Below are 25841 nucleotides of genomic sequence, written 5' to 3' on the forward strand. Positions count from 1 at the left end.
ACGAAATCACTCGGGGCGGTCCTGAGCATCGGTGCGCACGCGGAGCTAAGGCCGGAAATATGAATCAGGGGTTGCGCGACAACGGCCGCGTGCAGAACCTGGACAGCCGCTTCGCAAATTGGATAGGTGGGCGACGATTTCGTCGCGATCGCGGTCAATTCGCGACGCGCCGTCCCCATGCTCAGGTAGCGGAGGTCGACGCCGCGATCAACGGCGCGCCCTGATCGCCAGCCGGCTGGTTTCCGAGGGCGACACGCCGAAGGCCGCGCGGTATTGGACGGCAAAGCGCCCCATATGGGTGAAGCCCCATTTCAACGCGACTTCATGAACCTGCAGAAAATTTTCGGGTCGCCTGAGCTCCATGTGAACCGCCTCGAGGCGCAGTTCGCGCAAATAGGCGAGTGGCGAAGTGTCGAGGAAGCGCCGAAATCCAGCCTGGAGGGAGCGCCCGCTGACACCCACGGCCTCGGCTATACCTCCCAAAGTCAACGGCTGGTGCAGGTTTGCGTACATGAAATCGACCGCATCCTTGACCTGTTTCGGCATGGCGGCTTCCGGTGTCCGTTCGAGCCGATGCGCGAAACTGTTGGGAAACCGCTCGAAGATCAACCTCAGCGTCGCTTCGCTGAGCACCGCCGTCGCCTTCGCGGAGCGCATCTGCTCGTCGCGCAAGCCGCTGCTCAGTGCCCGAGCCAGATGCTGAAGCGTCTGCCCTTGCGGACCGGAAAGATCGAGCTGCGGCCCAAGTCCGACGTTGCGCAGGCATGCTCCTTCGAAAATCTGGGACAGGATCTTGTTGGCCGCCGCCGCGTTCCACTTGAGAACCACCCGGGAATTATGGCCGTGCGACCACATCTGCGAGACCTTGTGAAGACCGGAGATCAAGGCCGACTGCGGCGTCGCTATCGTTCTCCTGCCGCCGATATCTACCTCGATTGCCCCTGCGGATGGGAAAACGACGCAGAACCGATCGGCTTCGCAGTGTGGTCGAAGCGCCCAGTCACCGTCGCACACCATACCCCACACCGAGAGATTCCCGTCACCGACGAACCTGCCCCGCCAATGAAACTCTTCGCGCGGGCGAATCAATTCGAGTTCGGCTTGCGGCAGAAACGATCGATACAGCTTCGCAAGGCCTTCGAAGCCTCCGGTACCATTCTCGATATCGGAAATCACGTCGCGAGTCCCCGAGCCATGCGGCAGCTTCCATCGTATTGCGCACAAGATAGCGAATCGATCGGCATGATAGCCGAACGGCTGGCGTCTCCATAGTTGCAGCGGCCGATCGCATGTCGATGGCCGCAGGTGAAACCGTTTCGAAGGCGCGCTCCACGCGACTGCGCAGGGCGCTAATGTCGCGCCATGCCAATGAGCACGTCGGAGCAGCTTTGGTGCTCGCCCATTGAGGACTCCGAAGAACTACGGAGTGCGGTCCTTTCGCTCTCATCAAGATCCAGATTTCCTGTCCAGAACGCGCAGACCTATCCGTGAAACGCCGTCACGGATTCGGATTTAGCTGTTGGTTAACTCGGCAGAATCAGGGTCCCGGACACTCGTTAGGCAACTCTTGGGGGAATTGGATGCCGTCATTCTTTCTGAACCTGAAGACCTCTCGTAAGATGGGACTTGTCTTCCTGTTGATCACCGCGGTCGCGCTGCTGATAAGCGGGTTCACTTGGCGCAACACCTCCATTCTGGAGCAGGCATCCGGCTGGACCACCCACACCTACCAGGTTCTTGAGCAGGCCAATAAGCTCACTGAGGCTATGGTCAATGCTGAAACGGGCGTGCGCGGGTACCTCGTTTCGACGGACGAACGGTTTCTTGACCCCTTCAACAACGCCAGCGGCAACTTCCGTTCTGCCTGGGAGACCGCGAAGAAGTTGACGTCGGACAATGCCGAACAGCAGCGGCGGCTCGACGAAATCAAGAAAGCGTCCGAGACGTGGTTCAACCAGGTCGCGCAAAAGGAAATTTCCCTCGTCAAGAGCGGTCAAGTCACGGAGGCCCGACAATTGGAAGCGTCAGGCGCCGGCAAGACATCGATGGATGGGCTAAGAGCGTTCGTCAATGAGATGGTGCAGGCCGAGTCTTCATTGCTGGCGACCCGCGCAACAATGAGCGCAAATGCACTCTCCTCGACTTACATGGCGATCACCATCGGCGGCATCTGCCTTGTCGTCCTGGTCATCATCGGTCTCCTTGCGGTCAACATGGGCTTGAGCAGACCAATGATCGACATGACCGCCGCGATGGGTAAGCTCGCAAACAACGATCTTGCCGTCGAAATCCCGAATGCAGACCGCCGCGACGAAATCGGCGACATGGCCAAGGCCGTGCAGGTGTTCAAGGACAATGCAATCCGGGTGCGGCAACTCGAAACGGAACAGAGGGATGCCGAGGCACGCACGGCGGCGCAACGAAAAGCGGACCTGCAAAACCTTGCCGGAGAATTCGAGGCTGCCGTCGGACAGATCGTTGATACCGTCTCCTCGGCTGCAACAGAACTGGAAGCGGCGGCCGGCACCCTGAGCCAGACCGCGAGCACGACCCAGGACCTCTCGCTCAAGGTCGCCTCCGCATCAAGCCAAGCCTCCGGCAGCGTGCAGTCCGTGGCATCCGCCACCGAGGAAATGGCTTCGTCCATCGGCGAGATCGGACGGCAGGTCGAGACGTCCACACGTATTGCGAGAGATGCGGTAGCCCAAGCGGAGGCGACAGATCAACGCATTGCCGAACTCATGTCGTCCGCTGGACGCATCGGCGACGTCGTCGCACTGATCAACGCAATCGCCGGTCAAACCAATCTGCTGGCCTTGAATGCGACGATCGAGGCAGCCCGGGCCGGCGAAGCCGGACGCGGATTTGCGGTCGTCGCGTCCGAAGTGAAAGAGCTCGCCGCGCAGACTGCGAAAGCAACGCACGAGATCTCCGAACACGTTGCGGCCATCCAGTCAGCCACGGAAGGATCCGTCACTGCTATCAAAGGCATCGCCAGCACGATCGACAACATCTCTCAGATCACGAGCACGATCGCGGCAGCCGTCGAGGAGCAGAACGCCGCCACTCACGAGATTTCCCGCAGCGTTCAGCAGGCTGCGGCCGGCACTTCGCAGGTGGCCGAGAACATCACCCACGTCAACAACGGAGCATCCGAGACCGGATCCGCGTCCAGCCAGGTTCTCTCATCCGCTCAGACGCTCTCGGCCGACAGCAACCGGCTCAAGGCCGAAGTCCGCAAGTTCCTCGACACGATCAGGGCGGCCTAAAGCTGACGGCGGCTCGCATCGTCGATCGACCTCGCATCGCGCGGAGCATGGCCCGCGCGATGCACCTCACACCGGCTTCAGCGCGGCCAGCGCGTTCTCCAGAAGCAAGCGTACCCGCGCCGCATCGCCTGACTTCACGACCGCGGGGTCCAGATAGAGCTCGAGACCCGGAATCCGCTCGGCGATGACGGCGCTCTTTTCGGCTACATCGTCGTTGAGCGCGTCGACCGAATAGGGAATGACCTCGCGGCTGATGCCCTTCATGGTGATCGCCGGCAGCGCATGCGCGCGAACGATGTCGCTCACCAGCGCAAAGGTCTCGTAGCTCAGCACGATGCCGCCGGGTTCGGCGATCGATTGCAGCCGCGCGGCGAGGTTCGCTTCCGCACCGATGATCGTATAGTCCATGCGATCGGCGCTGCCGAAATTGCCGACATTGCAATAGCCGGAATTGATGCCCATGCGCGACTTGAACGGCTGCTCGATGCCGGAGGCGCGCCATTTTGCGTTCAGCTCGGCGAGGCGATGCTGCATGCGCCAGGCCATCTGGAGGCAGGCCTGCGCATCGGCACGGTCGCCCTTGGTCTCGGGATCGCCGAAGAAGATCAGCATGGCGTCGCCGATAAACTTGTCGACGGTGCCGCCGTATTCGAGTGCGATCGCCGACATCTCGGTGAAATATTCGTTGAGGAGCTGGGTCAGCAGCTCCGGCTGCAGCCGCTCGGCGGTCGCCGTGAAGTTCTGGATGTCCGAGAAGAAGATCGTGAGCTTCTTGCGCTCGGTGTGGATGGTGACGTCCTTTTGCCCACTGAAGATGCTCTTGTAGACCTGAGGCGGGATGTAGCGCGAGATCTTCATCGACAGCGAGGCCAGGAAGTCGTTGGCGGATTCGAGTTCCTTGTTCATCGACTTGATGCGGTTGGCCTGGCGGCGCTGCATCGAGAGGAAGGACAGGCCGCTGCCGGCGGCAACAAGGAAATAGGCCAGCAGGAACTTGAACGAGAATATGTTCGCGGCAATCGGCTGCGCAATGATTACCTCCTGGATGCCTCTGACGTCGCCAACCTTCCAGTCCTTCTTCGGGCTCTCGGGGTGGCTGTTGTGGCAGCTCACGCAGGCCGGCCCCATCATCACCGGTGCCACCAGGCGGACCTTGTCGTTGAACAGCGAGGTCTCGGTCTCGACGATCTTGGCCTCGGGATCCCGACGCAGCGCATCGAACGCGTCCTTCTCGAACTTGTCGAGCTGGTGCGGCGCGCGGTTCTGGAACGGGAAGTCGGACACGAAGCGATAGGTGATGTTCTCCTGCTGCGCGCCGATGACGCGACCGAGCTCCAGCGACAGCGTCGCCGGGATCGGGATCGCGCCGGGCACGGACTCGTAGTTGTGCACCACCTTGGTCGACCCGCCCGGATTGGCGAGGATGCGCCCGACCACGTTGCTCGCATAATAGCTGCGTACGCTCGTGATCACCGAGTTGAGATCGGTCGCCTGCCGGCGCAGCGCCGCCTTGCTGAGCTCGGTCAGGTCGAGCCACACCGCGAGTGGCAGGGCGAGCAACAAGAAGGCGATCGCCACGCTGGTCAAAATGCCGTTCTTGCGCTCCTCCGCGGAGGAATGTTGTTTCACTACATGGCTCCATTGTGTACGAATTTGTCGCCAAGGCGCAGGGTTAGATTTGCGGCTGCACAGAGCCCACAAAGCCGGTGCAGCGCAACCCCATTTTATGGGGATGCGGCCTTCGGTTTCACTCTGATGCCGGTGATCGGTATCGCCTCGTTTCGGTCGCGCTGAATGAATGTCATCGTTAGGACGTCGCAACTGGTCCGCTGGCGAGACTGGTGGTTCTCAAAGCTGCCGCCGGCCCTGGCAATCCTCTATCTGGAGATGGGATGGCTGCGGCCGGACGGCACGCGCGGCCTCGTGCTGCTTGCATGCTATCTTGGTACCGTCGCTTCGATGGCCGCCTACGGACATGTCATCAACGACATTGCGGACGTGTCCGCAGATCGGCGCGCGGGCAAGCCGAACCGGATGGAGGGCGTGGACTCGCTGACGCGGATCTTGCTGTGCGGCCTCTTCATCCTGACCAGCTTCGCAGCAGTCGCGATCGCCAATTTGTCGGCGTGGACGTACCTGGTCGTCGCCCTGAACCTGCTCTGGCCGACGATCTACTCGCTGCCTCCCCTCAGATTGAAGGAGCGGCGCCTTGCCGGCGTCTGCTGCGACGTGCTCGGCTCGCACATCACGCCGACGTTGCTGGCAATCTTCATGGTCGGAGGGGCGGGCCAGTTTTCGGAAGGGGCCTGGTTTCCCTTCGCCTCCATTGCCTGGGCGGCCGCCCTCGGCACCAAGGGCATCCTGCATCACCAGATCGCCGATCGCGCCAACGACCTCCGCTCCGGCACCGAGACCTTCGCGACGTCGCTGCGCCCCGAAGGGCTCAACCGGTTCCTGCCTTGCCTGAACCTCGGCATGGAATTGCCGGTCAGCATCCTGCTCGCACTGCTGGTCTGGTCCCGGACGCCGTTCTTTGCGCTTGCGCTCGTGCTCTACTGCCTGGTCGAGACCACGAAATTCCTGCTCGGCTATCAATTCGCCCTGACATCCGATCCCTCGACATTTCGGAGCAGCACGCCATTCACGAATGAGTCCTTCTACGTGATATGGGCGCCTCTCGCGGCCGCAGTGCAACTGCCGACCATCCTTCCAGGACTGGTGACTGTCCCCCTGATCCATCTGGTGCTGTTTTATCCCGCTCTGATCCAGGAGGCGTGCGTCGTCCAGGCGGTGGTCCGAAACGCCGGCGCCGTGGCAAGCGCCGCTTGGCGCCATTAGCCGGCAAAGCTATGTCTAGAGGTCGAGGCCAATGATGGATCCGCCATGAATCGCGAACAGATCGTCCAGCTCTATGATCAAGCCTATGCCGCCGACTACGATCGAAAATTCCTGCTCGATCCCCTCGTCAAGCCGGACACCGAAGCGGAGCTGGCTCTCCTCGACGACCTCTTGAAGACGCACCGATCCTGGCTCGACGTTGCCTGTGGCACAGGATTCTTTCTGCGGCACTTCCCGCATGTGGAACGAGCCGGCATCGACCTGTCACCGGCCATGCTCGACCGCGCAAGGCAAGGAAACGACGGCGTCAGGTTCCGCGCGCACGACTATCGCGATCCTATTCCCGAATGGAACGATCGTTGGGAGCTGGTTTCGTGCATGTGGTATGCATACGGCCTGGTCGACACCATCCGCGACATGGAGCGGCTGATCGAGAACTTGTGGGCGTGGACATCGGCAAGCGGAACCTGCTTCGTGCCGCTGGCGGACCCCTCGCTCATCACCGGCGTCAACATTCCGTTCAAGCCCCCGACCCACAATGACGGCGAAGTCATCATTACCGGCATCATCTGGAGTTATGTCGAAGACGGCGGGCAGAAGACCCATGCCCATCAGCTCGCGCCCAATCTCGATTTCATGGTCGAGCAGTTCGGCCGCTATTTCACCGATGTGAAGCTGGTTCGTTATCCCCCCAGATTTCCCGGCTGGGCGGGGCGTCCGGCTATCCTCGCATCTCGCAAGAAGCCGCGCCCCGACAACGGGACGCGTTGAGAGAGCGAGACGGTTTCGCGTTCACCTGCCGAGGTCTAGTATCGGCCTCGAGTTACCCCCAATGTCGAGCAGCGCCCCATGACCGATCCCATCCGCATCGCACGTTTCGTGGCGCGCCCCGTCATCGTGCCGATGAACCTGCCGCTGAAGACCTCGACCGGCGCGGTCGCGAAAGCGCCGCTGGTGCTGATCGATTGCGAAACGGATCAGGGCCTGCGCGGCCATGCCTATCTGTTCTCGATTACGCCCGCAGCGCTCAAGCCGCTGACGAGCATGGTGAGCGAGATGGCCGACATGATAACGGGCGACGAGCTTTTGCCGTTCGAGATCGAGCGCAAGCTCGCCCAGCGTTTCACGCTGCTTGGCCTTGCCGGCCTGCAACGGCTGGCGCAATCCGGCATCGACATGGCGGTCTGGGATGCGCTGGCACGCGCCCACGGCCTGCCGCTGGCACGCCTGCTCGGCGGCGCGCCAAAACTGGTGCGCGCCTACAACTCAAAGGGTCTCGGCATCATGCCGGCCGGCGCTGCCGTGGAGGAAGCACAAAAACTGCTCGCTGAAGGTTTTCACGCCGCAAAGATCCGCGTCGGACGCAGCGATGCGCGGGAGGACCTCAACGTCGTCCGCGCGGTGCGAAAAGCCGTCGGCGACGAGGTGACGCTGATGTGCGACTACAACCAGGCGCTCTCGGTGACGGACGCGATCCACCGCGGCCGGATGCTCGACGACGAAGGCTTGCTCTGGATCGAGGAGCCGATCCGCCACGACGACTATGCGGGCTGCGCACGCATTGCGGCCGAGCTCCGCACGCCGATCCAGATCGGCGAGAATTTTGACAGCGCCTTCTCGATGCAAGCGGCGCTGTCAGCAAGATCTTGCGACTTCGTGATGCCCGACGTGCAGCGCATCGGCGGCGTCACCGGCTGGCTGCGCGCCGCGGCGCTCGCCCACGCCGCCGGCATCGAGATGTCGACGCACCTGTTCTCGGAGGTCAGCGCGCACCTGCTTTGCGTGACGCCGACCGCGCATTGGCTGGAATATGTCGACTGGGCCGACGCGGTGCTCGCCAAACGCCTCGCCATCAAGGACGGCTTTGCCCTGCCGAGCGAAGAGCCCGGCAACGGCATTGCATGGGACGAGGCGGCGGTGAAAAAATACCTCGTCGGCTAGTCGTTGAAGGCGATTCCCTGCGCGCCACTGCGGGCGTCACGGTTGGAAGATGTCCTGATCGCCCCTCCAAGCAAATTGGGCGCAAATGACAAGTGCAGTTTGTGCCAGACTCTCGCTTGACGTGATGCGTTGGCGGAACACGCCGTGTCGTCGGACGAACACCCCGCGAGGTGCATTCCCTATGATTTTCTACCATAATGTGTGCGGGCGGATGGGGAGTACCGATGGGCGGGACAGGGAACGATGGCGCGTTGGAAGCAGTCGTGGAGTGACGAGGACATCAAGAAGCTTAGAATGCTTGCAGGCACAATGCCGGTGACGATGATCGCGAAGGAGCTTGGCCGTACCACCGGCACCGTGCTCGCGAAGGCCGTCGAGCAAAAAATTCCCATCCTGCTCCGGACACGCGAGGTGACCTAAGACCGTTCAGTCCGCCTCGCTCTTTCGCCGGTAGCGAAAGTCGCAATGATCGGCGCCCTGCATGATGGTCTGCGTACGCGTCAGCTCGACGTCTCCGCCAAAACCATCGGCGATGGCAAAATCCGCCGTGCAGACGAGCAGAAAGCCGAGCTCCGGCTCACCCAGCGCCTTGTAGAATTCGGCATACCTGCATCGCGTCACGTTCAATCCGAATGCATCCGGCGACCGCTCGACGACGTCGTAATCGAGCGCGTCGTCGCGTGCATAGGTCGCGAAAGCCGACGCGACGGCCTTGCCGAGATTGTTCTCGTTCTTCGCCCGCCAAAATTCCTCGCCGTAGCGACGGTAGAGATTGCCAAGCGTCTTGCGGACCAGCGCGTTGGTGCGCGCCTCGCCGAGCTCGGCCTGCATCGCTTTCACCAGCGGGATGAGGACCTGCGCCTGGATCTTGGCTTGCTCGATGACGGAAACGCTCATGGCGGCCTCGTCTGAAGTGCGTAGCCCGAATGACGCCGAATGGTGAGATCGTGGCTTGCCGGGCCGAAGCTCGCGCCGGAAAGCCCGCCTGCGCCGGTTGGGCTTCGGCGTGGCATCCGCCTCTCGGCTCTCGCGAGCGGCGGATGGTGGGCACGACAGGGATCGAACCTGTGACCCCTACCATGTCAAGGTAGTGCTCTCCCGCTGAGCTACGTGCCCTAGAGGTCATTAACGTCGGGTGGGGTCCCTATAACGGCTCAGGGGACCCTGCGCAAGGACGCTCGACAGCCGATTTAGGCCGCCAGCATCTTATTCACTTCGCTCACCAATTCGCGCAGGTGGACGGGCTTGGACAGCACCTTGGCGTTCTTGGGGGCCTCCGAATCCGAGTTCAGGGCCACCGCGGCGAAGCCGGTGATGAACATGATCTTGATGTCGGGGTCGAGTTCCGAGGCGCGGCGGGCGAGCTCGATGCCGTCCATTTCCGGCATCACGATGTCGGTCAGCAGCATCTCGAACGGCTCCTCGCGCAGCCGCTGATAGGCCGACATCCCGTTATCATGGGAGGAGACCTGAAATCCGGCGTTTTCCAGCGCCTTGACCAGGAAGCGGCGCATGTCGTTGTCGTCTTCTGCGAGCAGGATCTTGTGCATGGCTGGAAACGTCGAATCCCCGGAAACTTTACTGGAGGTCACTAAGCCCGACAGAGGGTAAATTTCGGGTGAAAAATGCGCCTCTTGGCCGTGCGCGGCCGACCCTTTCTGAACCGGAACAGGACCCGAATCAATCGCACCGCGCGCGCAGGGTTAAGACATGTTCCAGGCCATTTTACGTTTTTTCGCTTGGCAGAATGGTTGCGATTCCTGACAATGAAAGCACATAAAAGCATCGCGCGGCCGGCCGAATCGCTTTTTGCCGGATCACGCGGAAGACCATGGGATGACGCCCCGAAGATGACCCGGTTTGACGGCGACCTGTCGCCACCGTTCGAGATCGTGGAGCCCAGGGAATGGCGGGCGCCGATCATCTTCAACTCGCCCCATTCAGGCTCGACCTATCCCGACGATTTCCTCGCCGCATCGCGCATCGACCTGCCGACGCTGCGCCGTTCCGAAGATTCGTTCATGGACGAGCTGGTCGGCCATTTGAGCGATCGCGGCTTCCCGGTCGTGCGCGTCAACTTCCCGCGCTCCTATGTCGACGTGAATCGCGAGCCCTACGAGCTCGATCCCAGAATGTTCTCCGGCCGCCTGCCGAGCTTTGCCAACACCCGCTCGATGCGGGTGGCCGGCGGTCTCGGCACCATTCCGCGCGTGGTCGGCGACGGCCAGGAGATCTACCGCGACCGTATCGCGGTCGACGACGCGCTGGAGCGGATCGAGGTGCTGTACAAGCCCTATCACCGCGCGCTGCGGCGGCTGATCAACAAGGTGCACCAGATGTTCGGCACCGTGGTGCTGGTCGACTGCCACTCCATGCCGTCGGTCGGCGTCAGCAGGGATGAGCCGCGCCGCCCCGACATCGTGATCGGCGACCGCTACGGCACGAGCTGCGTGCCGCTGTTGCCCGACAGGGTCGAGGAGACCATGAGCGGGCTCGGCTATTCGATCGGGCGCAACAAGCCCTATGCGGGCGGCTTCATCACCGAGCACTACGGCAATCCGGCGAGCGGACTGCACGCCGTGCAGCTCGAGCTCAACCGTGCCATCTACATGGACGAGCGGCGGCGCGAGCGCGGACCGCGCTTTGGCCAGGTCGCTTCCGACTTCGCCGTGCTCGCGGACGTGCTGGCTACGACCATCTCGTTCGGCGATCTCGGTCCCTTCCAGGCCGCCGCGGAGTAGATCCGCACCATCGGAGCTTCTCGGACGTGAGGCGCGAGCGATTTTCGCTTGGGCCGCGACGCGCGTCGGGATGTGAAAGCGGTGCTTTCGAAAATGCGGGCGAAGAAAAAAGGGCCGCTTGCAATGAGCAAGCGGCCCAAGTCTAGGGAGGAAACGCCCAAGGAGGGCAGCGGTAACGCGAGGCGCTACCGCACCGCAACAATATGCGACTGCGCTGCACAAAGTGCAAGAGCTTTTGAGCGATTTCCCATGCAAAAAACACAGAGCTCCTTTGCCTCCGGAGAAACCCGGATTCAGCGATAATGTTCAATAGTATCAATGGCTTAATGATCGTTTGCATACCAACGAGGCATGTCCGGAACTAAGCTCTCAACACCGTGATCGATATTTGATCAGCGGATGGCTCAGCACGCAGCACGTTTTGCGGCATGCAAAATACCAGGGCGCAAATCAACACAGCGCTGCACGTCACAGGCGATTTGAGCTAGGCAATAGCGAGCATTCGCTCCGCTTTCGCTTTCCAATATCCAGGTGCTCTTGCCTGCCTGAGTTGAAGGACCCGCAGTGACGGTGATCGATTTCTCAGCCTTCATCGGACGGCTCGCCACCGCCTCCGGCGAAACCATTTTGCCGTTCTTCCGCACGTCGCTGTCCATCGATGACAAGAGCAAGACCAAGGATTTTGACCCCGTCACCGAGGCCGACCGCGCGGCGGAAGCCGTGATGCGGCGGCTGATCAAGGCCAACTTCCCCCAGCACGGCATCGTCGGCGAGGAATTTGGCAACGAGCGCGAGGACGCCGACTATGTCTGGGTGCTCGATCCGATCGACGGCACAAAATCCTTCATCGGCGGCTTTCCGATCTGGGGCACGCTGATCGCGCTCCTGCACAAGGGCGCGCCGGTATTCGGCATGATGCACCAGCCCTTCATCGGCGAACGCTTTTCCGGCGACAACGGCTCGGCCAATTATAAAGGCCCGTCCGGCGAGCGCCGGCTCCAGGTCCGCCGCTGCGCCTCGCTCAGCGAGGCGACCACCTACACGACCAGCCCGCTGCTGATGAACGAGCGCGACCGCGCGATCTTCGGCCGGATCGAGAAGGGCGCGCGGCTGTCGCGCTACGGCGGCGACTGCTACTCCTATTGCATGCTGGCCGCCGGCCATGTCGACCTCGTGGTCGAGACCGAACTGAAACCCTATGACATCGCGGCGCTGATCCCCATCGTCACCGGCGCCGGCGGCGTCGTCACGACCTGGGAAGGCAAGCCTGCGCAGGGCGGCGGCCGCATCATTGCCGCGGGCGATCCACGCGTGCATGAAGAAGCATTGAAGCTGCTCAACGGATAGGCCGCGGGAGGGCCTGCATGAAAAACTTGCACAAGCTGCTCACCGCGCTGTTGCTGCTGGCCCCGTCACTCGCGCTCGCGCAGGATTTTCCGACAAAGCCGATCAAGCTGATCGTGCCGTTTCCGGCCGGCGGCCCCAACGACATCATCGCCCGCGTGGTCGGCCAGCGCATGTCGGAACTCGCCGGGCAACCGGTCCTGATCGACAATCGCGGCGGCCAGGGCGGCGTGCTCGGCACCGACGTCGTCGCCAAGGCCAGTCCCGATGGCTACACCATCGCGATCACCAGTGCCGGCGCGCTCGCGATCAGCCCGAGCCTGGAAAAGGTCGCCTACGACACCCTGCGCGATCTCGCCCCGGTGACGCTGGTCGCCACTGTGCCGGAAATCCTGGTGGTTCCCAACAGCGTGCCGGCACAAAACCTCGGCGACCTGATCGCGCTCGCCAAGGCGCAGCCGGGCAAACTCAACTTTGCCTCCACCGGGCCAGGCGGCCTGCCGCACCTTGCCGGCGAACTGCTCAAATCCGCCGCGAAGATCGATATCGTGCACATCCCCTATCGTGGGGCAGCGCCCGCCGTGAACGACATGCTGGGCCAGCAGCAGGTGCAGATGGCGTTCTTCGACATGCCGATCCTCCTGCCGCAGATCCAGGCCAAGACGCTGCGCCCGATCGCGATCGGCTCGCTGACACGCGCCCCCACCGCGCCTGAAATCCCGACCCTGGCGGAAGCCGGTTATCCCGGCATGCATATCGAGAACTGGTACGGCATGGTGGCGCCGAAGGGCACGCCGCCGCAGGTGGTGGCCGCGCTCCACCGCATCACGACGCAGGCGATGGCCGATGCGGCCGTGAAGGAAAAACTCGCCGCGCAAGGCGCAACGCTGGTCGGCGACACGCCCGAGCATTTTCGCCAGTTCATCGCCGACGAGACCAGCCGCTGGGCCAAGGTGATCAAGGACGCCGGAATCGAGACGACGAAGTAGGCGCTTCGTCGGATCCGTCATCCCCGCGCAACGGCGAAGCCGTTGTCGCTGGAGGTGCGAGCCGCGCGACGCAACGAGTCGCGCGGGGAGCCTCGAAGGATGAACGGCCCCGATGCAGCCGGGCCGTCGCCCTTCGAGGCCTCCGCTACGCTCCGGCACCTCAGGGTGACGGTGACGAAGCGGAGTTTGCGGAAACATTCAAATCGCACTTCAAACAACGCTCTCACATCGCCGCCGCGCGCAAATGCTCCACCAGCATCTTCGCCGGGCGCGGCAGCGACTTGAAGCTCCTCGCGCAGATCACGAGTCTCCGGTTGGCCCAGGCATCGCGCAGGCGCACCATCGCGAGCGGCATCGTGCGCGAACAGCGGCGGGCGGCGGCTTCCGGAACGAGGGCGACGCCGACGTCGGCGGCGACCATCTGGCAGATTGCATCGAAGTCGCGCAGGCGCGCCCGGACATGCAAGCGCATGCCGAGCCGCGCGGCGTGTTTTGAGATGTGGACCTGGAGCGCGGTGGCGCTGGTCAGCCCGACGAAATCGCAGCCGCCGGCCTCCTGGAAGTCGATCTGGCGGCGCCCGGAAAACTGGCCGCGCCGCGACGTCACCAGCGTCAGGCGATCCTCGTTGAAGGTGAAGCGCTCGATATGGTCGGGAAGCGCATGTTCGGCGGCAAAGCCGAGATCGGCCGAGCCGGCCGTGATTGCGGCGGCGATGTCGGTGCTCTCGCGTTCCTCGATGTCGACAGCGACGTCGCGATGCTCGCGCAGGAAGCCGGCGAGCGCCTTGGGCAGATGCTCCGACAGGCCGGAGGTGTTGGCGAGCAGGTGCACGCTGGTCCTGACACCGCTGGCAAAGCCCGCGAGATCGCCGCGCATGGCCTCGACCTGGTGGATGACGAGGCGGGCATGATCCAGCAGGCTCTCGCCGGCCGCGGTCAGTTCCACGCCGCGCCGGCCACGCTTGAGCAGCGCCACGCCCAACGCTTCCTCCAGGCCCTTGATCCTGGCGCTCGCCGAGGCGAGCGCCAAATGCGCGCGATCGGCGCCGCGGGTGATGCTACGCTGGTCGGCGACCGCGATGAAGAGCTGGAGGTCGACGAGGTCGAAACGCAAGGCTGCCTCCTCTTGCCGCTAGATAGCCTTCGTCTTGCACGAAGGCTATCTCCGTAACCTCCAGATTGTGCCCGTGCGCGCGATCGGTCAATGTGGGGCCATGCTCGACCCGCTCCTCTTTGCCATTGCTGCCGTGTTCCTGCTCGCCGGATTCGTCAAGGGCGTGATCGGGCTCGGGCTGCCGACCGTGTCGATGGGCCTGCTCGCGGTCGCCATGGCACCGAGCCGGGCGATCGCCATCGTCATCGTGCCCGCGATCATCACAAACATCTGGCAAACCTTTGCCGGGCCCTATCTGCTCGACATCGTGCGACGGCTGTGGCCGTTGATGATCGGTACGGTGATCGGCTGCTGGCTGAATGCCGGCGCACTGACCGGCCCGCATGCGGCGTATGGCACCGTGGTGCTCGGCCTTTTGCTCGTGATCTACGCCGTCATCGGGCTCAACAAGTTCCACTTCAGCGTGGCGCCGCACAACGAAAAGTGGGTGGGCGGCGCGGTCGGCGTCGTCACCGGGGTGATCTCCGCTTCGACCGGCGTGCAGGTGATCCCGTCGATGCCATTCATGCAGGCGATCGGCATGGAGAAGGACGAACTGGTGCAGGCACTCGGCGTGTTCTTCACGGTCGCAACCATGGCGCTCGCCTTCAACCTCACCGCCGGCGGCTTGCTCAATACGGCAACCGCGGTGCCCGGCGCCGTCGCCATGGCCTGCGCCTTTGCCGGCATGTTCATCGGCCAGTCCGTGCGCGCACGGATGCCGGCGGAAACCTTTCGCCGCTGGTTCCTGATCGCGATGGTGCTGCTCGGGCTCTATTTGATGGGCAGCGCGGTGCTGAAAGGGTTCGGCTAACGGCAGCGGGAGCGCGACCTCAGTCGCGCTTCCCACGGAAAAGCCGCTTCGAAAACGTCCACGCAGGAGCGATCACAAACCCGATCACGGGAATCGATAGTCCGCCGATCAACAGGCCGACGATTCCTGACAGGACGGTTTCAACCGTCCATTTCATCGCGCCGGCAACGGGCGGCAAGGCGTGAGCTGCCGCTTCAGCAACGGCTTCGATGGCATGAGCGACGGAATTTAGACCATAGGCCTCGAGCCCATGGACGATGATGCTGCCGCCAACCCAGATCATGGCCGCAGTCCCGACCGCGCCGAGGAACGTCAGGAAACCGGGCATGCCGAGCACAAGCCCTCGTCCCACCGTGCGGCGCGCGACACCGACGAATGAGCTTCCATCATGCCTTGCAAGAGCGACACCGATGTCGTCGGCCTTCACGATCAACGCGACCACGCCATAAACCGCGACGGTGATGACGATCCCCACAATCGCCAGCACCAGCGCCTGCATCGAAAAGCTCGCATCGGGAACGGCCGCCAGGGTAATCGCCATGATTTCCGCGGAGAGGATGAAGTCGGTCTTGACGGCGCTGGCGACCTTCTCGTCCTCGAATGCCTGCGGATTGATCGCGACCGTCCCGATGTCGGCTTCGTGATCGTGCGCCTTGTGGGGCGCGATAGCCTCCAGAACCTTTTCTGCTCCTTCGTAACAGAGATAGATACCTCCCAGCACGAGAAGCGGCGTCAGCATCCGGGGAAGGAAGTAGGTGATGACCAGGGTCGCAGGCAGCAGGATGAAAAGCTTGTTCCGCAGCGAGCCGGCGGCGATCCTGCCCACAATCGGCAATTCCCGCTCGGCCGAGAAACCAAATACGTAACGCGGCGTAACGGCTGCGTCATCGATCACGACAGCGGCGGCTTTGGCTCCCGCCTTGACGGACTGAGCCGCCACGTCGTCAAGCGACGCCGCCGCGACCTTTGCGATCGCAGCCACATCATCGAGCAGCCCGAGCAGCCCGATACTCATCGCAAACTCGCTTGATTTTCAGGAAGCAACTTGCAGTCCGCCTTCCACCTGTCCGACACCGTCGCCGCCGTCCTGTAGCGAAGAGATAGCGCAAGCTGCGAATCCCTTGGGTGCGTCTCCGATGCTCGTCAGGGAGCGCTTTGGCACCGCTTGGAGGCCGAAGAATAAGCCGCCGGTGAGGAAAATGTAAGCCGCCCGTTAAGCGCACTCGCTCGGGCCGAGGCATCTTGCCTGTGTGGAAAGTACGTAGCCTGGAGGCTGCAATGAGCACGACCTACAGTCCAACGCCCTTAGGCCAGACATCGGCGCCGCGAATCCCCAGCGCCGTCAAGAGTTTTTGGAGTGCGTTTCAAGAATGGCGCAAATGGGAGCGGGTGCGCGCGAATCTTTGCGATCTGAGCGATCGGGAGCTCCTGGATATCGGGATTGGGCGCGGCGAGATCGACTACGTCGCCTCGAACCGGGATACGGACCCACGCGGCGCGCGATCCGCCGGATGATGTCGATATCCGGCAGCGCCGCAGTTGGACACGCCCTACCGGGCCTCCAGCATGGCGACGCGAACGCCGAGATAGATGAAGAACCCGCCGAGCGCGCGGTTGATCCAGGCCATCACACCTTCGGATCGCCGCAAGCGGTGCGCGGCCCTGGCCGCGAACGCCGCCACGAGCAGGCACCACAGCGTGCCGGTGCAGATGAAGATCAGGCCGAGCGTCAGGAAGGCGAGCGGCTTGTGCGGCGCATCGGCCGCGACGAATTGCGGCAGGAAGGCGAGAAAGAACAGCGCCACCTTGGGATTGAGCGCGTTGGTCAGGACGCCCTGCAGGAAGACCCGCCGCAGCGAGGCCTTGTCGTCGCTCGCCGCCACGGCCGCGATCGCCGGCTTCGACCACAGCATTTGCAACCCGGTGAACAGGAGGTAGCCGGCGCCGACCAGCTTCAGGATCGAAAACGCGGTGGACGAGGCCATTAGCAGCGCCGACAGCCCGATCGCTGCGCCCGTGACGTGGAATAAGCAGCCAAAGCTGATGCCGAGTGCGGCCGCCGCGCCGCCCCGCCATCCCAATTGCAGGCTGCGGCCGATGATGTAGACGGTATCGGGGCCCGGCGTGATGTTAAGCAACAGGCCTGAGAGAACGAACAGCCAGAGTTCGTGAATGCCGAGCATGCCTGATGTCCGAAGCTCTGCGAGGAGAAGGCGATAGCATCCCGGCTTAGTCGGTTCCTACGCCGCCGTCCACCTCCGGTCTTGCGTTGATTTGCACCGAAATTGCATTGCCGATCACACTTCCGCTCCGCGTCTTGTGCTCTATAAAGACCGTGTTCTTGAAATGCCGGATTCGAGGAGACTGCCACGCGGTGGCCGGTCCGGGGTCCACTGGAGCCTTTACGGATATGGAAAGACGCCTGGCTGCCATCGTTTGCGCCGACGTCGCCGGCTATTCGCGCATGATGGGCGCGGACGAGGCCGGCACCCATGCCGCGTTCAAGGCCCATCGCACCGCGATCCACCCGATCATCCTCAATCACGGCGGCCGCGTCGTGAAGAACACCGGCGACGGCTTCTTGCTGGAGTTTCCCAGCATCGTCGGCGCCACCGAGGCAGCGATCGCGATCCAGACCATGATGGCTGAACGCAATCATCAACTGCCAGCCGACCGGGCCATGCAGTTCCGGCTCGGCATCCACATGGGCGACGTGATCTCGGACGAGGACGAGGTGTTCGGCGACGACGTCAACATCGCCGTCCGCCTCGAATCGGTGGCGGCGCCCGGCGGCATCGCGATTTCGGCCAAGGCCTATGGCGAGGCCGCCAAGCATCTCAGCGTGCCCCTGACTGACGCCGGCACGCACCGGTTCAAGAACATCAACCAGCCGGTCGGCGTCTGGACCTGGACGCCGGAAGGCGCCGCGCCACGGCGAGCGGACGCGGTCGCCACGCTTGGGCAGCAATACCGCACCGCCATCGTCGGGGTGCTGCCCTTTGCCAATCTCTCCGGCGAGCACGACGAGTATTTTTCCGACGGCCTCACCGAGGATTTGATCCACGCGCTGTCGCTGCAATCCTTCTATCGCGTGCTGAGCCGCAACTCGACGTTTCCGTTCAAGGGCAAGAACGTCTCGACCCGCCTGATCGCGCGCGAGATCGACGCGACCTATCTGATCGAGGGCTCGGTGCGACGTGCCGGGACCAAGGTTCGGGTCACCGCCGAGCTGATCGCGCCGGAGAGCGGCGAGCAGATCTGGACCGGCCGCTATGACCGCGACATCGGCGATCTCTTTGCGATGCAGGACGAGATCACGACCAATTTGTCGGCGGCGCTTGCGACCGAGATTTTTCGCGCAGAAGCTTCCGCGCCGGCACGCCTGACCACCGACGTAACGGCCTGGGACCGCTTTCTCAAAGGGCTCTCGCACTACTACCGGCAGACCAAGGAGGATTTCGACGCCTCCATCGCCCTGTTCAGGGAGGCGATCGCGCTCGACCCGAAACTGTCGATCGCGTACGCCTATCTCGTCACGATCCAGATCCAGAGCATCCAGTTCGGCTGGATCAAGGGCACGCGGGAATTGTGGGCCGAGGCGCGAATGCTGGCGGAGACCAGTGTCAGGCTGGATCCGCGCTCGTCATTCGCTTTTCAGGTCCTGTCCTGGGTGGACGTGATCGACGGGCGTTACGAGGCGGGCCAGGACGCCGCCAATCGCGCCGTTGCGCTCAACCCTTACGACATGGGCGCGCGCGGGGTGCTCGGGATCTGCCACTTCATCGTCGGCGAGCATCGCAAGGCGATCGAGCTATTTTCGATGGCAGCGCAGCGCGGCAACAGCGATCCCCGCTACCAATGGGCGGCGTTGAACGCGTTCAGCCATTACCTGCTGGGGCAATATGACGCGACGCTGTCATGGGCGCGCGAGCAGCTCTACCTCAATTCGAACCACCTTCAGGCGCTCGCGATCCGCGCTGCGGCACTGGCGCAATTGGGGCGGGCCGACGAGGCCGCCGAGGCGACCGGGGTGCTCCTGAGCAACTACCCCACCCTGACGGTGGAGCGGCATCTGAAGAACTTCCACTGGAAACAGGCTTCCGACCTCGCACATTACCGCGAGGGGCTGCTGAAGGCTGGCGTCCCGCTCGGCAAATTGACCCTGGTCCAGACCGACGTGAAGCGGGCGGCCGATTCCTGACGGCCGGGCTCTGCAAGGCCGCCGCCGCGGTTGACGCGGCTGTGAATTGGGCAACACTTTGCTGCACGCTGAAGTAGTATAGTCTCCCGGCCAGCGCTTTCCGTTTGTTAGGAATTTCTCCGGTTCTATCCCCGCGTCTCGTTTTCTCGATTCGTTGCTTTTCAGGATCCAGGGCCATGCCAGACCCCCGCCTCCCCCTCGACCCGCCGATCGAGGTCTCCAAGGACAATCCCTGCCCGTTCCTGCGCGGCCTCGTCGGCGAGGGTTTTGTCAAGGGCGGCACCGTGCCGCTCGGCGAACTCGCACAGACCATTGGCGACGCCAGCGGCAAGACCGGGTTGAGCAAGGTCAAGGCGCGCGTCGAGATTCGCGGAGTCGCGCTGATCGCCAACGGCTTCCGCCACATATGGAAGAGCGTGAGGTCGGGCGCGCAGCTCAACGAGCTGCGCAACGGCCCGCTGGACAAGCATGGCGCCGGCTCGCGCATCCTCAGCGTCGAAGGGCTCGTGAACGAGGACGAAATCGTACGCCTCGCGACCTTCGGCCGGGACTATCCCGATCCCTTCGGCGGCACCGAGCGCGGCCTCAACGCCGGCGAAATCCAGACCTTCATGCGCGAGAACATCAAGCGCGCCGGCGACGAGGCGCGCTGGTACTACTACCCGGTGCTGATGCAGGCCGAATGGCCGGTCCTGCTCGACATCATGGGCAAGGGTGAAGGCGACAACCGCTATCTCAGCGTGGCCGAGGTCCGCACGCTGTTCACCGAGCGCAAGCTTCCGCCACGGATCGAGCAGCGGATCTTGACCAAACCTGTGATCACGCGCCGGCAGCGGATCCTGCGCTATGTGGGCGCGGCTCTCGCCGCGCTGGTCGTGCTGCTGCTGGCGAGCCTGCGCTTCCCCGACCAGCTCCAGCCCATGCTGCCAAAATTCGTCGGGCAGTTCATCGCGCCGTCATTGCCGGCGCATGTCGAAGCCAGGGAGGCCTATTGGCTCGACCAGAACTGGGCTCTGGAAGACCGGCACTGGTTCCATCACGTGAGCCAGGGCACCGCGACGTTCCCGGTGCCCTACTCCTGGTTCATGGCGCTGGAGCAGCCGCGCCTCTACTTCTTCGCGCGACCGGGATTGCTGAGCGACAGCGCCCATCTCGAGCGCTTCGGCTTCATCCCAAGCCCGAGGACGATCAACACCGACGAGACCACGCTGCGCCGCTTCGGCTATGCCAACGTCTACGAATCGACGACGCCGGTCCCTGCGCGGCAGTGGAATCCGCCGGTCAAATGGGATACCCCGGTCGACAATGTCGGCGGCCTTCCGGTCGGTTTTGCGCGCCTGACCGGCGTGCGCGATCCGGCGACGGGGCGCCAGGAGGAAGACAAGATCGGCCTGACCTGCGCCGCCTGTCATACCGGTCAGATCCGCTACAAGGGCGTCGACATCCGTTTCGACGGCGGTCCGGCCATGACCGACTTGAAGAAGCTCGAGATCACGACCGGCCTGTCCATCGCCTACACGCTGTACGTGCCGGGCCGCTTCACACGCTTTGCCGATCGCGTGCTCGGCGCCTCCGCAAGCGATGCCGACCGGCAGGCGCTGAAGCAGAAGCTCGGCGCCATCGGCTCGTTCCTGCTCAACTGGCAGAAGAACTACGACAAGACCATCGCAAGCAAGACGACCTGGGACGGCAAGCAGCAGCAGGATACGGAAGAAGGTTTTGGTCGCCTCGACGCGCTCAACCGGATCGGCAACCAGGTGTTCGCCCAGGACCTGACGCTCAGCGGCATCGAAGGGTTTGAAAAGAACCTGCATGCCCAGGATGCGCCGGTCAGCTTCCCGCCGATCTGGACCGTGCCCTGGCTGAAATATGCGCAGTACGATGCCTCGATCGAGCAACCGCTGATCCGCAATGCCGGCGAAGCACTGGGCGTGACCGCGCTGCTCAATTTGTCCGACGCCTATCCTGACGGCACGATGTTCCGCTCCTCGATCGAGATCAAGAATCTGCATTGGATCGAGGAGATGCTGCGGGGCTCCCCGCCGAAGCCGAAGGGTGAGTTCAGCGGGCTGACGTCACCAAAATGGCCGTCGCAAATCTTCGGCGATGACGCCTGGAAGATCGATCCCGCACGCGTCGAACGCGGCCGCAAGCTCTATGCTGATATCTGCGTCGAATGCCATCTGGGCCCGGTCAACGATCGCGAGTTCGACAAGAAGTACGATGACAAGAGCGTGTGGAAGTCGGATCGGTGGAAATTGATCGGCGGCGAGGACGTCCTGGACCCGGTCCAGAAGAGCGTGAAAGGCATGGGCACCGACTCTGCACAGGCTTACGTTCTGGCGAAACGAACGGTCCAGGTGCCGGGCTTCCTCGATATGGATCCGAACAAGGAGCTCTTGAAGTGGTGGCCTTGCAAAGACCTGCCCGCGGCAACGTCGACCGAAATGCCTTATTCGACTGGCTTGATGGCTCTAGTCGATAAGGTCAGCCGCAAGGCTATGGACGACGCCAAGATCCCGCAGGACGAACAGGCGAAATGGTGGGGCGGCCGAAAGAACTGCCCCGACGAGGGTCCGGCTGATAGGGCCAAGGAGCCGCCCCCCTGGTACCGTGCGCGGCCCTTGAACGGCGTGTGGGCCACAGCCCCTTATCTGCACAACGGCTCGGTCCCCTCGCTGTACTGGATGCTCAGTCCCGCGCGCGACCGGCCAAAGTCGTTCTGCATGGGCAATCGCGACTACGATCCGAAGCAAGTCGGCTTCGCGGTCGAGGACGGCGAGAGCTGCGAGACGGGCCAGACGCGGTTTTCGACCACGACGTGGGGCGGGACCGAGATCAACGGCAACAGCAATGCCGGCCATTCCTTCGAAGGAACGCCGGGACCGAACAATCCGGGCGTTATCGGCAGGCTCTTGAAGGAAGACGAGCGCTACGACCTGATCGAGTATCTGAAGACGCTGTAGTCGCGTCGCGCGGATAGGACGCGAGCCGGGTGCGTCAGGCGAACAGCGGCGTGCCCGGCACGAAGGCGTCGAACGCGGCCCAGAACTGGGAGCGGTAGCGATCCTGCTCCTGCAGGATCTCGTGCTTGGCGCCGGCGATCACGAGGTGCGAGCCCGCGCGCAAATGGTAGGCGAACTCCTCGATCGCCGCCGTCGAGACGACGGTGTCGTTGGAGGCCGCCAGCATCAAAATCGGCTGACGGATCTCCGAGGGGTAGTTCATGCCCTTGAAGGTCGTCATGGCGCGGAACGCGGTATCGGCCCAGGCAACGGTCGGCGAAGCCAGGCCCAGCGTTGGATCCTCCTCCAGCACCGCGGCATTGCGGGCATAGCGCACGGGATCGCTGGTCAGGGGATTGTTGATGAAGGGATCCATGCCGGTGAGGCGATCGTTGCCGCCTGGCACGTAACGGCCGCCCTGTCCCATCAGGCGCAACGTCTTGAGCAGCGCCCGCGTCGGCAACGAGGTGGTGCGGCCCGGCAGGTCGATCATCGGCGCCGACAGCACCATGCGGTCGAACCAGCGCTTGCCGGAATGGGCGACACGCAGCATCACCGCGCCACCCATGGAATGGGCGAGCGCGAAGAACGGCGGCGGGCAATCCGGCAGCACCACCTGCTGCACGAAGGTTTCGACGTCGACCTCGAAGTCGGCGAAGTCGCGCACATAGCCCTTGCGCGGATCGCGCAAGCGGCGCGAGGAATGGCCCTGCCCGCGCCAGTCGATCATCGCCACCGCAAAGCCGCGGTCGCGCAGGTCGCGCACCGTCTCAAAGTATTTTTCGATGTATTCGGTGCGTCCGGCGAAGACGCAGACCGTGCCCTTGCGCCCCGCGGGCGGGGCCCAGCGCGCAAAGCGCAACTCGGCGCCGTCAGGCGTCTTGATGGTGCCGCTGACGACGTTTTCGGGAACGGGATTGGCGGGGATCGAGACCAGCGTCATGGGCGGGAAATGCTAGAAATCAAGGGGTGGGAGCGCCGAAAAGGCGCCGATGCCGCCCTCTTGAACGCTGTCTCGGTTCACCCATATCACCTTCGTGCAGGCCGCTACCAGTGTTTCGGAACCCGGAACATCAGGCTGCACACAACATGCCCGGCCCGATTGGCGGGCGGGTTCTTTAGATAGTCGCTCAATGGAGGACTTTTGACATGCGTAGCTACGACCTCACCCCGTTTTATCGTTCCACCGTCGGCTTCGACCGCCTCTTCTCCCTGCTCGACCAGGCGACCTCGGACGGCAGCCCCGGTTATCCCCCCTACAATATCGAGCGCACCGGCGAGAACGCCTACCGCATAACGGTCGCGGTCTCCGGTTTCGCCAAGGACGAGCTCTCGATCGTCGCGAAGGAAAACACGCTGACGATCAAGGGCGAGAAAGTCGCCAACGAGAACAGCAAGAGCGAAGTGCTCTACCGCGGCATCGCCGCACGCGCCTTCGAGCGCGCCTTCCAGCTTGCCGACTTCGTGCAGGTGAAGGATGCCTCGCTCGAGAACGGCCTGCTCCACGTCGATCTCGTGCGCGAGATTCCCGAGGCCAAGAAACCGCGCCAGATCGCGATCAACACGGCCGCGCAAAGCACGCCGGTGATCGAGGGCTCGGCCGAGAAGGCCGCCGCGTAAAGCGAGCTTCACTCATCCAGGTTGCGAAAGCGCCCCGGTGCCCCGGGGCGTTTTTGTTGTGCCCAAGTCGTCCCGGCCTTCGCCGGGACGACGTTGTCGTTTTCGCATCGCATCACAGGGCGGTGAACGCGTAACGCCGCCGCCTCACGTTCCGTCCTTTGGGGTACCTGGCCCAAAAAATGACGGAGAACGATCGTGAAACTTTGGCGCACCCTTTTTGTCGCCGCGAGCCTGTTGGCCGCTCCCCTTACCCTCGCTCACGCGCAATCGGCACCGCCGGTGAAGGCGAAGAACGTCGTGCTGGTGCATGGCGCCTGGGCCGACGGATCGAGCTGGTCCGAGGTGATCCCGATCCTCCAAGCCGCCGGATTGCACGTGACCGCCGTGCAAAATCCGCTGTCGTCACTGTCCGATTCAGTCGATGCGACCAGGCGCGCGCTCGCCGAGCAGGATGGACCAACCGTGCTGGTCGCGCATTCCTGGGGCGGCACCGTGATCAGCCAGGTCGGCACCGACCCGAAGGTCACCGGCCTCGTCTACATCGCCGCGCGTGCGCCCGACACCAATGAGGATTTTGTCGCGCTGTCCAAGCAATTCCCGACCGGCCCGGTGCGCGCCGGCATCGTCGAGCGCGACGGCTACACAAAGCTCTCGGAGGATGCCTTCCTGAAGTATTTTGCCAACGGCGTCGCGCCCGAGAAGGCGAAGGAGCTCTACGCGGTGCAGTGGCCGACGGCCGCCTCGATCTTCGCCGGCCGCACCACGGAAGCGGCGTGGCACACGAAGCCGAGCTGGTACGCGGTGTCGAAGAACGACGACACCATCAACCCCGACCTCGAACGCTTCCTCGCCAAGCGGATGAAGGCGACCACGGTCGAGCTCGATGCCGGCCACCTCTCCCTGGTGTCGCATCCCAAGGCGGTCGCGAACTTGATCCTGGAGGCGGCGGGGTACGGGCACAGCTGACGCGGCAAGCGCCCGAATGCAAGAAACGCCCGGAGCGATCCGGGCGCCTTTGTTTTGCTCAGCTCCCTCCCCGCGGTCGTCCTGGCGTTCGCCAGGACGACTCCACGCCGTCGCCGCCAACGACCGCTAATCCAGCCCCTGCGCCGCCGGCATGTCCTGCGTCGGCAAGATCGTCGGCGCGGGCTTGGCCTGGCCGACGGTTGGTGCGGTGGGCTGCGGCGCAGCCTCAGCGGGCTTGGCTTGCACCGCGGCTGCCTGCTGTGCGGGCTGAGCCTGCACGGGTTGGGCCTGCGGCGCGGGCTCGGATACGACCGGCTTTGCGGCCGCGACCGGGGTCTCGGCGCGGTGGGGGGCGGCCTTCGGCAGCGGCACGCTGCGGCTTGCGACATGCGGCACCGAGGCCGGCGGCCGCGGCGCGGCGCTGCGGATGGTGGTCGGCGGCGGCAGCGCGCCTTGCGACCCGTAAGGCGCGACCGCGCCCTCCTCATAGGCCGGTCCTGCGCCATAGGCGGGCACGAAACGGAGGATGCGGCCGTCGCGGGCGTCGATCACCAGCCGCCCGTCGTCGCCGCGCCGGTCGATGACGGCGATCGTGTAGAAAGTGCCCCGAAGACGCGGGATACCGAGCGGCGAAAAGCCGTTTTCGCGCAACACCGCATAGACCTCGGTCGCCGGCAGCAGGCCCGGCGCCTGCTCGTAGCCGTAGGGGGAACCGTAGCCATAGCCGTAACCTGGCCGTAGCGGAGGCGGCGGCCGGTCCGGCGGACCATAGGGACCGTCGAAATCCGACGCCGCCACATAGGGCGAACGCACCATCACCTGGGCATCGGCAGCAGATACCGCCAGAACCAGCGTGGCCGCAGCCACACATCCTGTGAAAAACTTCATGGTCGAAACGCTCCTGTCAGGCCTCCCGATGGTCGCGCTCTTTCGCGTCCTGGCGCGTGGCGCGGCTTATCG

At 63.6% G+C, this 25841-nt stretch carries 23 protein-coding genes and 1 tRNA gene; 14 read left to right on the forward strand and 10 right to left on the reverse strand.

All coding sequences use genetic code 11. The features are described 5' to 3' along the window. Window positions 1-207: 207 nt before the first annotated feature. Window positions 208-1176, reverse strand: coding sequence for an AraC family transcriptional regulator (locus JQ632_RS27815; protein WP_212405836.1), 969 nt, complete (start codon window positions 1174-1176; stop codon window positions 208-210). Window positions 1177-1580: 404 nt separating this feature from the next. Here JQ632_RS27815 and JQ632_RS27820 point away from each other — a divergent pair, with 404 nt between their 5' ends. Further along, the gene (locus JQ632_RS27820) at window positions 1581-3269 is read left to right on the forward strand and encodes a methyl-accepting chemotaxis protein (protein ID WP_212405837.1); all 1689 of its coding nucleotides are present in this window, start codon (window positions 1581-1583) and stop codon (window positions 3267-3269) included. A gap of 66 nt (window positions 3270-3335) precedes the next feature. Here the strand turns inward: JQ632_RS27820 and JQ632_RS27825 are convergent, their stop codons facing one another. Further along, window positions 3336-4898 (reverse strand): adenylate/guanylate cyclase domain-containing protein, encoded by a 1563-nt coding sequence (locus JQ632_RS27825; RefSeq protein ID WP_212405838.1) that lies wholly within the window; start codon window positions 4896-4898, stop codon window positions 3336-3338. 165 nt (window positions 4899-5063) lie between these two features. Between JQ632_RS27825 and JQ632_RS27830 the strand changes: the two genes are divergently transcribed. From JQ632_RS27830 to JQ632_RS27845, 4 genes are all read left to right on the forward strand, one after another. Then, on the forward strand, window positions 5064-6107 hold the full coding sequence (locus JQ632_RS27830) for a UbiA family prenyltransferase (RefSeq protein WP_212405839.1): 1044 nt from the start codon (window positions 5064-5066) through the stop codon (window positions 6105-6107). A 45-nt stretch (window positions 6108-6152) separates the two neighbouring features. After that, on the forward strand, window positions 6153-6878 hold the full coding sequence (locus JQ632_RS27835; protein ID WP_212405840.1) for a trans-aconitate 2-methyltransferase: 726 nt from the start codon (window positions 6153-6155) through the stop codon (window positions 6876-6878). 78 nt (window positions 6879-6956) lie between these two features. Beyond that, window positions 6957-8048: an enolase C-terminal domain-like protein gene (locus JQ632_RS27840; protein ID WP_212405841.1), complete on the forward strand. Its 1092-nt coding sequence runs from the start codon at window positions 6957-6959 to the stop codon at window positions 8046-8048. 243 nt (window positions 8049-8291) lie between these two features. Continuing rightward, window positions 8292-8468: a hypothetical protein gene (locus tag JQ632_RS27845; protein ID WP_212405842.1), complete on the forward strand. Its 177-nt coding sequence runs from the start codon at window positions 8292-8294 to the stop codon at window positions 8466-8468. A 6-nt stretch (window positions 8469-8474) separates the two neighbouring features. On the opposite strand, the gene JQ632_RS27850 is transcribed toward JQ632_RS27845, so the two are convergent. The 3 genes from JQ632_RS27850 to cpdR form a co-directional block, all read right to left on the reverse strand. Continuing rightward, window positions 8475-8945: an L-2-amino-thiazoline-4-carboxylic acid hydrolase gene (locus JQ632_RS27850; RefSeq protein WP_212405843.1), complete on the reverse strand. Its 471-nt coding sequence runs from the start codon at window positions 8943-8945 to the stop codon at window positions 8475-8477. Window positions 8946-9089: 144 nt separating this feature from the next. After that, a tRNA-Val gene (locus JQ632_RS27855) sits at window positions 9090-9164 on the reverse strand. Between the two features lie 74 nt (window positions 9165-9238). Continuing rightward, window positions 9239-9598: a cell cycle two-component system response regulator CpdR gene (gene cpdR / locus JQ632_RS27860; RefSeq protein WP_140976363.1), complete on the reverse strand. Its 360-nt coding sequence runs from the start codon at window positions 9596-9598 to the stop codon at window positions 9239-9241. Window positions 9599-9898: 300 nt separating this feature from the next. Here cpdR and JQ632_RS27865 point away from each other — a divergent pair, with 300 nt between their 5' ends. The 3 genes from JQ632_RS27865 (at window position 9899) to JQ632_RS27875 (ending at window position 13122) form a co-directional block, all read left to right on the forward strand. After that, window positions 9899-10789: an N-formylglutamate amidohydrolase gene (locus tag JQ632_RS27865; RefSeq protein WP_212405844.1), complete on the forward strand. Its 891-nt coding sequence runs from the start codon at window positions 9899-9901 to the stop codon at window positions 10787-10789. Window positions 10790-11353: 564 nt separating this feature from the next. Further along, entirely contained in the window at window positions 11354-12136 is a 783-nt protein-coding gene (hisN, locus tag JQ632_RS27870) for a histidinol-phosphatase (RefSeq protein ID WP_212405845.1), read from the forward strand. A gap of 17 nt (window positions 12137-12153) precedes the next feature. Beyond that, window positions 12154-13122, forward strand: a complete 969-nt coding sequence (locus JQ632_RS27875) for a tripartite tricarboxylate transporter substrate binding protein (protein WP_212405846.1) — start codon at window positions 12154-12156, stop codon at window positions 13120-13122. A gap of 223 nt (window positions 13123-13345) precedes the next feature. Here JQ632_RS27875 and JQ632_RS27880 read toward each other — a convergent pair whose 3' ends face one another. Continuing rightward, entirely contained in the window at window positions 13346-14236 is an 891-nt protein-coding gene (locus JQ632_RS27880) for a LysR substrate-binding domain-containing protein (protein WP_212405847.1), read from the reverse strand. Window positions 14237-14336: 100 nt separating this feature from the next. Between JQ632_RS27880 and JQ632_RS27885 the strand changes: the two genes are divergently transcribed. Continuing rightward, the gene (locus JQ632_RS27885) at window positions 14337-15089 is read left to right on the forward strand and encodes a sulfite exporter TauE/SafE family protein (protein WP_212405848.1); all 753 of its coding nucleotides are present in this window, start codon (window positions 14337-14339) and stop codon (window positions 15087-15089) included. Window positions 15090-15108: 19 nt separating this feature from the next. On the opposite strand, the gene JQ632_RS27890 is transcribed toward JQ632_RS27885, so the two are convergent. Beyond that, window positions 15109-16104, reverse strand: a complete 996-nt coding sequence (locus tag JQ632_RS27890; protein ID WP_212405849.1) for a DUF808 domain-containing protein — start codon at window positions 16102-16104, stop codon at window positions 15109-15111. Between the two features lie 263 nt (window positions 16105-16367). On the opposite strand from JQ632_RS27890, the gene JQ632_RS27895 reads away from it, so the two are divergent. After that, on the forward strand, window positions 16368-16604 hold the full coding sequence (locus JQ632_RS27895; protein WP_212405850.1) for a DUF1127 domain-containing protein: 237 nt from the start codon (window positions 16368-16370) through the stop codon (window positions 16602-16604). A 35-nt stretch (window positions 16605-16639) separates the two neighbouring features. Here JQ632_RS27895 and JQ632_RS27900 read toward each other — a convergent pair whose 3' ends face one another. Continuing rightward, the gene (locus JQ632_RS27900; RefSeq protein WP_212405851.1) at window positions 16640-17272 is read right to left on the reverse strand and encodes a LysE family translocator; all 633 of its coding nucleotides are present in this window, start codon (window positions 17270-17272) and stop codon (window positions 16640-16642) included. A gap of 227 nt (window positions 17273-17499) precedes the next feature. Between JQ632_RS27900 and JQ632_RS27905 the strand changes: the two genes are divergently transcribed. Both JQ632_RS27905 and JQ632_RS27910 read left to right on the forward strand, forming a co-directional pair. Continuing rightward, complete coding sequence (locus JQ632_RS27905; protein ID WP_212405852.1) at window positions 17500-19290, forward strand: adenylate/guanylate cyclase domain-containing protein; 1791 nt, start codon at window positions 17500-17502, stop codon at window positions 19288-19290. 176 nt (window positions 19291-19466) lie between these two features. Continuing rightward, window positions 19467-22256 (forward strand): di-heme-cytochrome C peroxidase, encoded by a 2790-nt coding sequence (locus JQ632_RS27910; protein ID WP_212405853.1) that lies wholly within the window; start codon window positions 19467-19469, stop codon window positions 22254-22256. A 34-nt stretch (window positions 22257-22290) separates the two neighbouring features. Here JQ632_RS27910 and JQ632_RS27915 read toward each other — a convergent pair whose 3' ends face one another. Then, window positions 22291-23238, reverse strand: a complete 948-nt coding sequence (locus JQ632_RS27915) for an alpha/beta fold hydrolase (protein ID WP_212405854.1) — start codon at window positions 23236-23238, stop codon at window positions 22291-22293. 206 nt (window positions 23239-23444) lie between these two features. Between JQ632_RS27915 and JQ632_RS27920 the strand changes: the two genes are divergently transcribed. Together JQ632_RS27920 and JQ632_RS27925 are read left to right on the forward strand one after the other, a co-directional pair. Then, window positions 23445-23915 carry an Hsp20 family protein gene (locus tag JQ632_RS27920; RefSeq protein ID WP_212405855.1) on the forward strand — a complete coding sequence of 157 codons (471 nt, stop codon included), beginning with the start codon at window positions 23445-23447 and terminating at the stop codon, window positions 23913-23915. A 195-nt stretch (window positions 23916-24110) separates the two neighbouring features. After that, window positions 24111-24881, forward strand: coding sequence for an alpha/beta fold hydrolase (locus JQ632_RS27925; RefSeq protein ID WP_212405856.1), 771 nt, complete (start codon window positions 24111-24113; stop codon window positions 24879-24881). 126 nt (window positions 24882-25007) lie between these two features. Here the strand turns inward: JQ632_RS27925 and JQ632_RS27930 are convergent, their stop codons facing one another. Next, window positions 25008-25769: a hypothetical protein gene (locus JQ632_RS27930; RefSeq protein WP_212405857.1), complete on the reverse strand. Its 762-nt coding sequence runs from the start codon at window positions 25767-25769 to the stop codon at window positions 25008-25010. Between the last annotated feature and the right edge of the window lie 72 nt (window positions 25770-25841).

The sequence above is a fragment of the Bradyrhizobium liaoningense genome (assembly GCF_018130955.1).
Classification (GTDB): Bacteria; Pseudomonadota; Alphaproteobacteria; order Rhizobiales; family Xanthobacteraceae; genus Bradyrhizobium; species Bradyrhizobium liaoningense_C.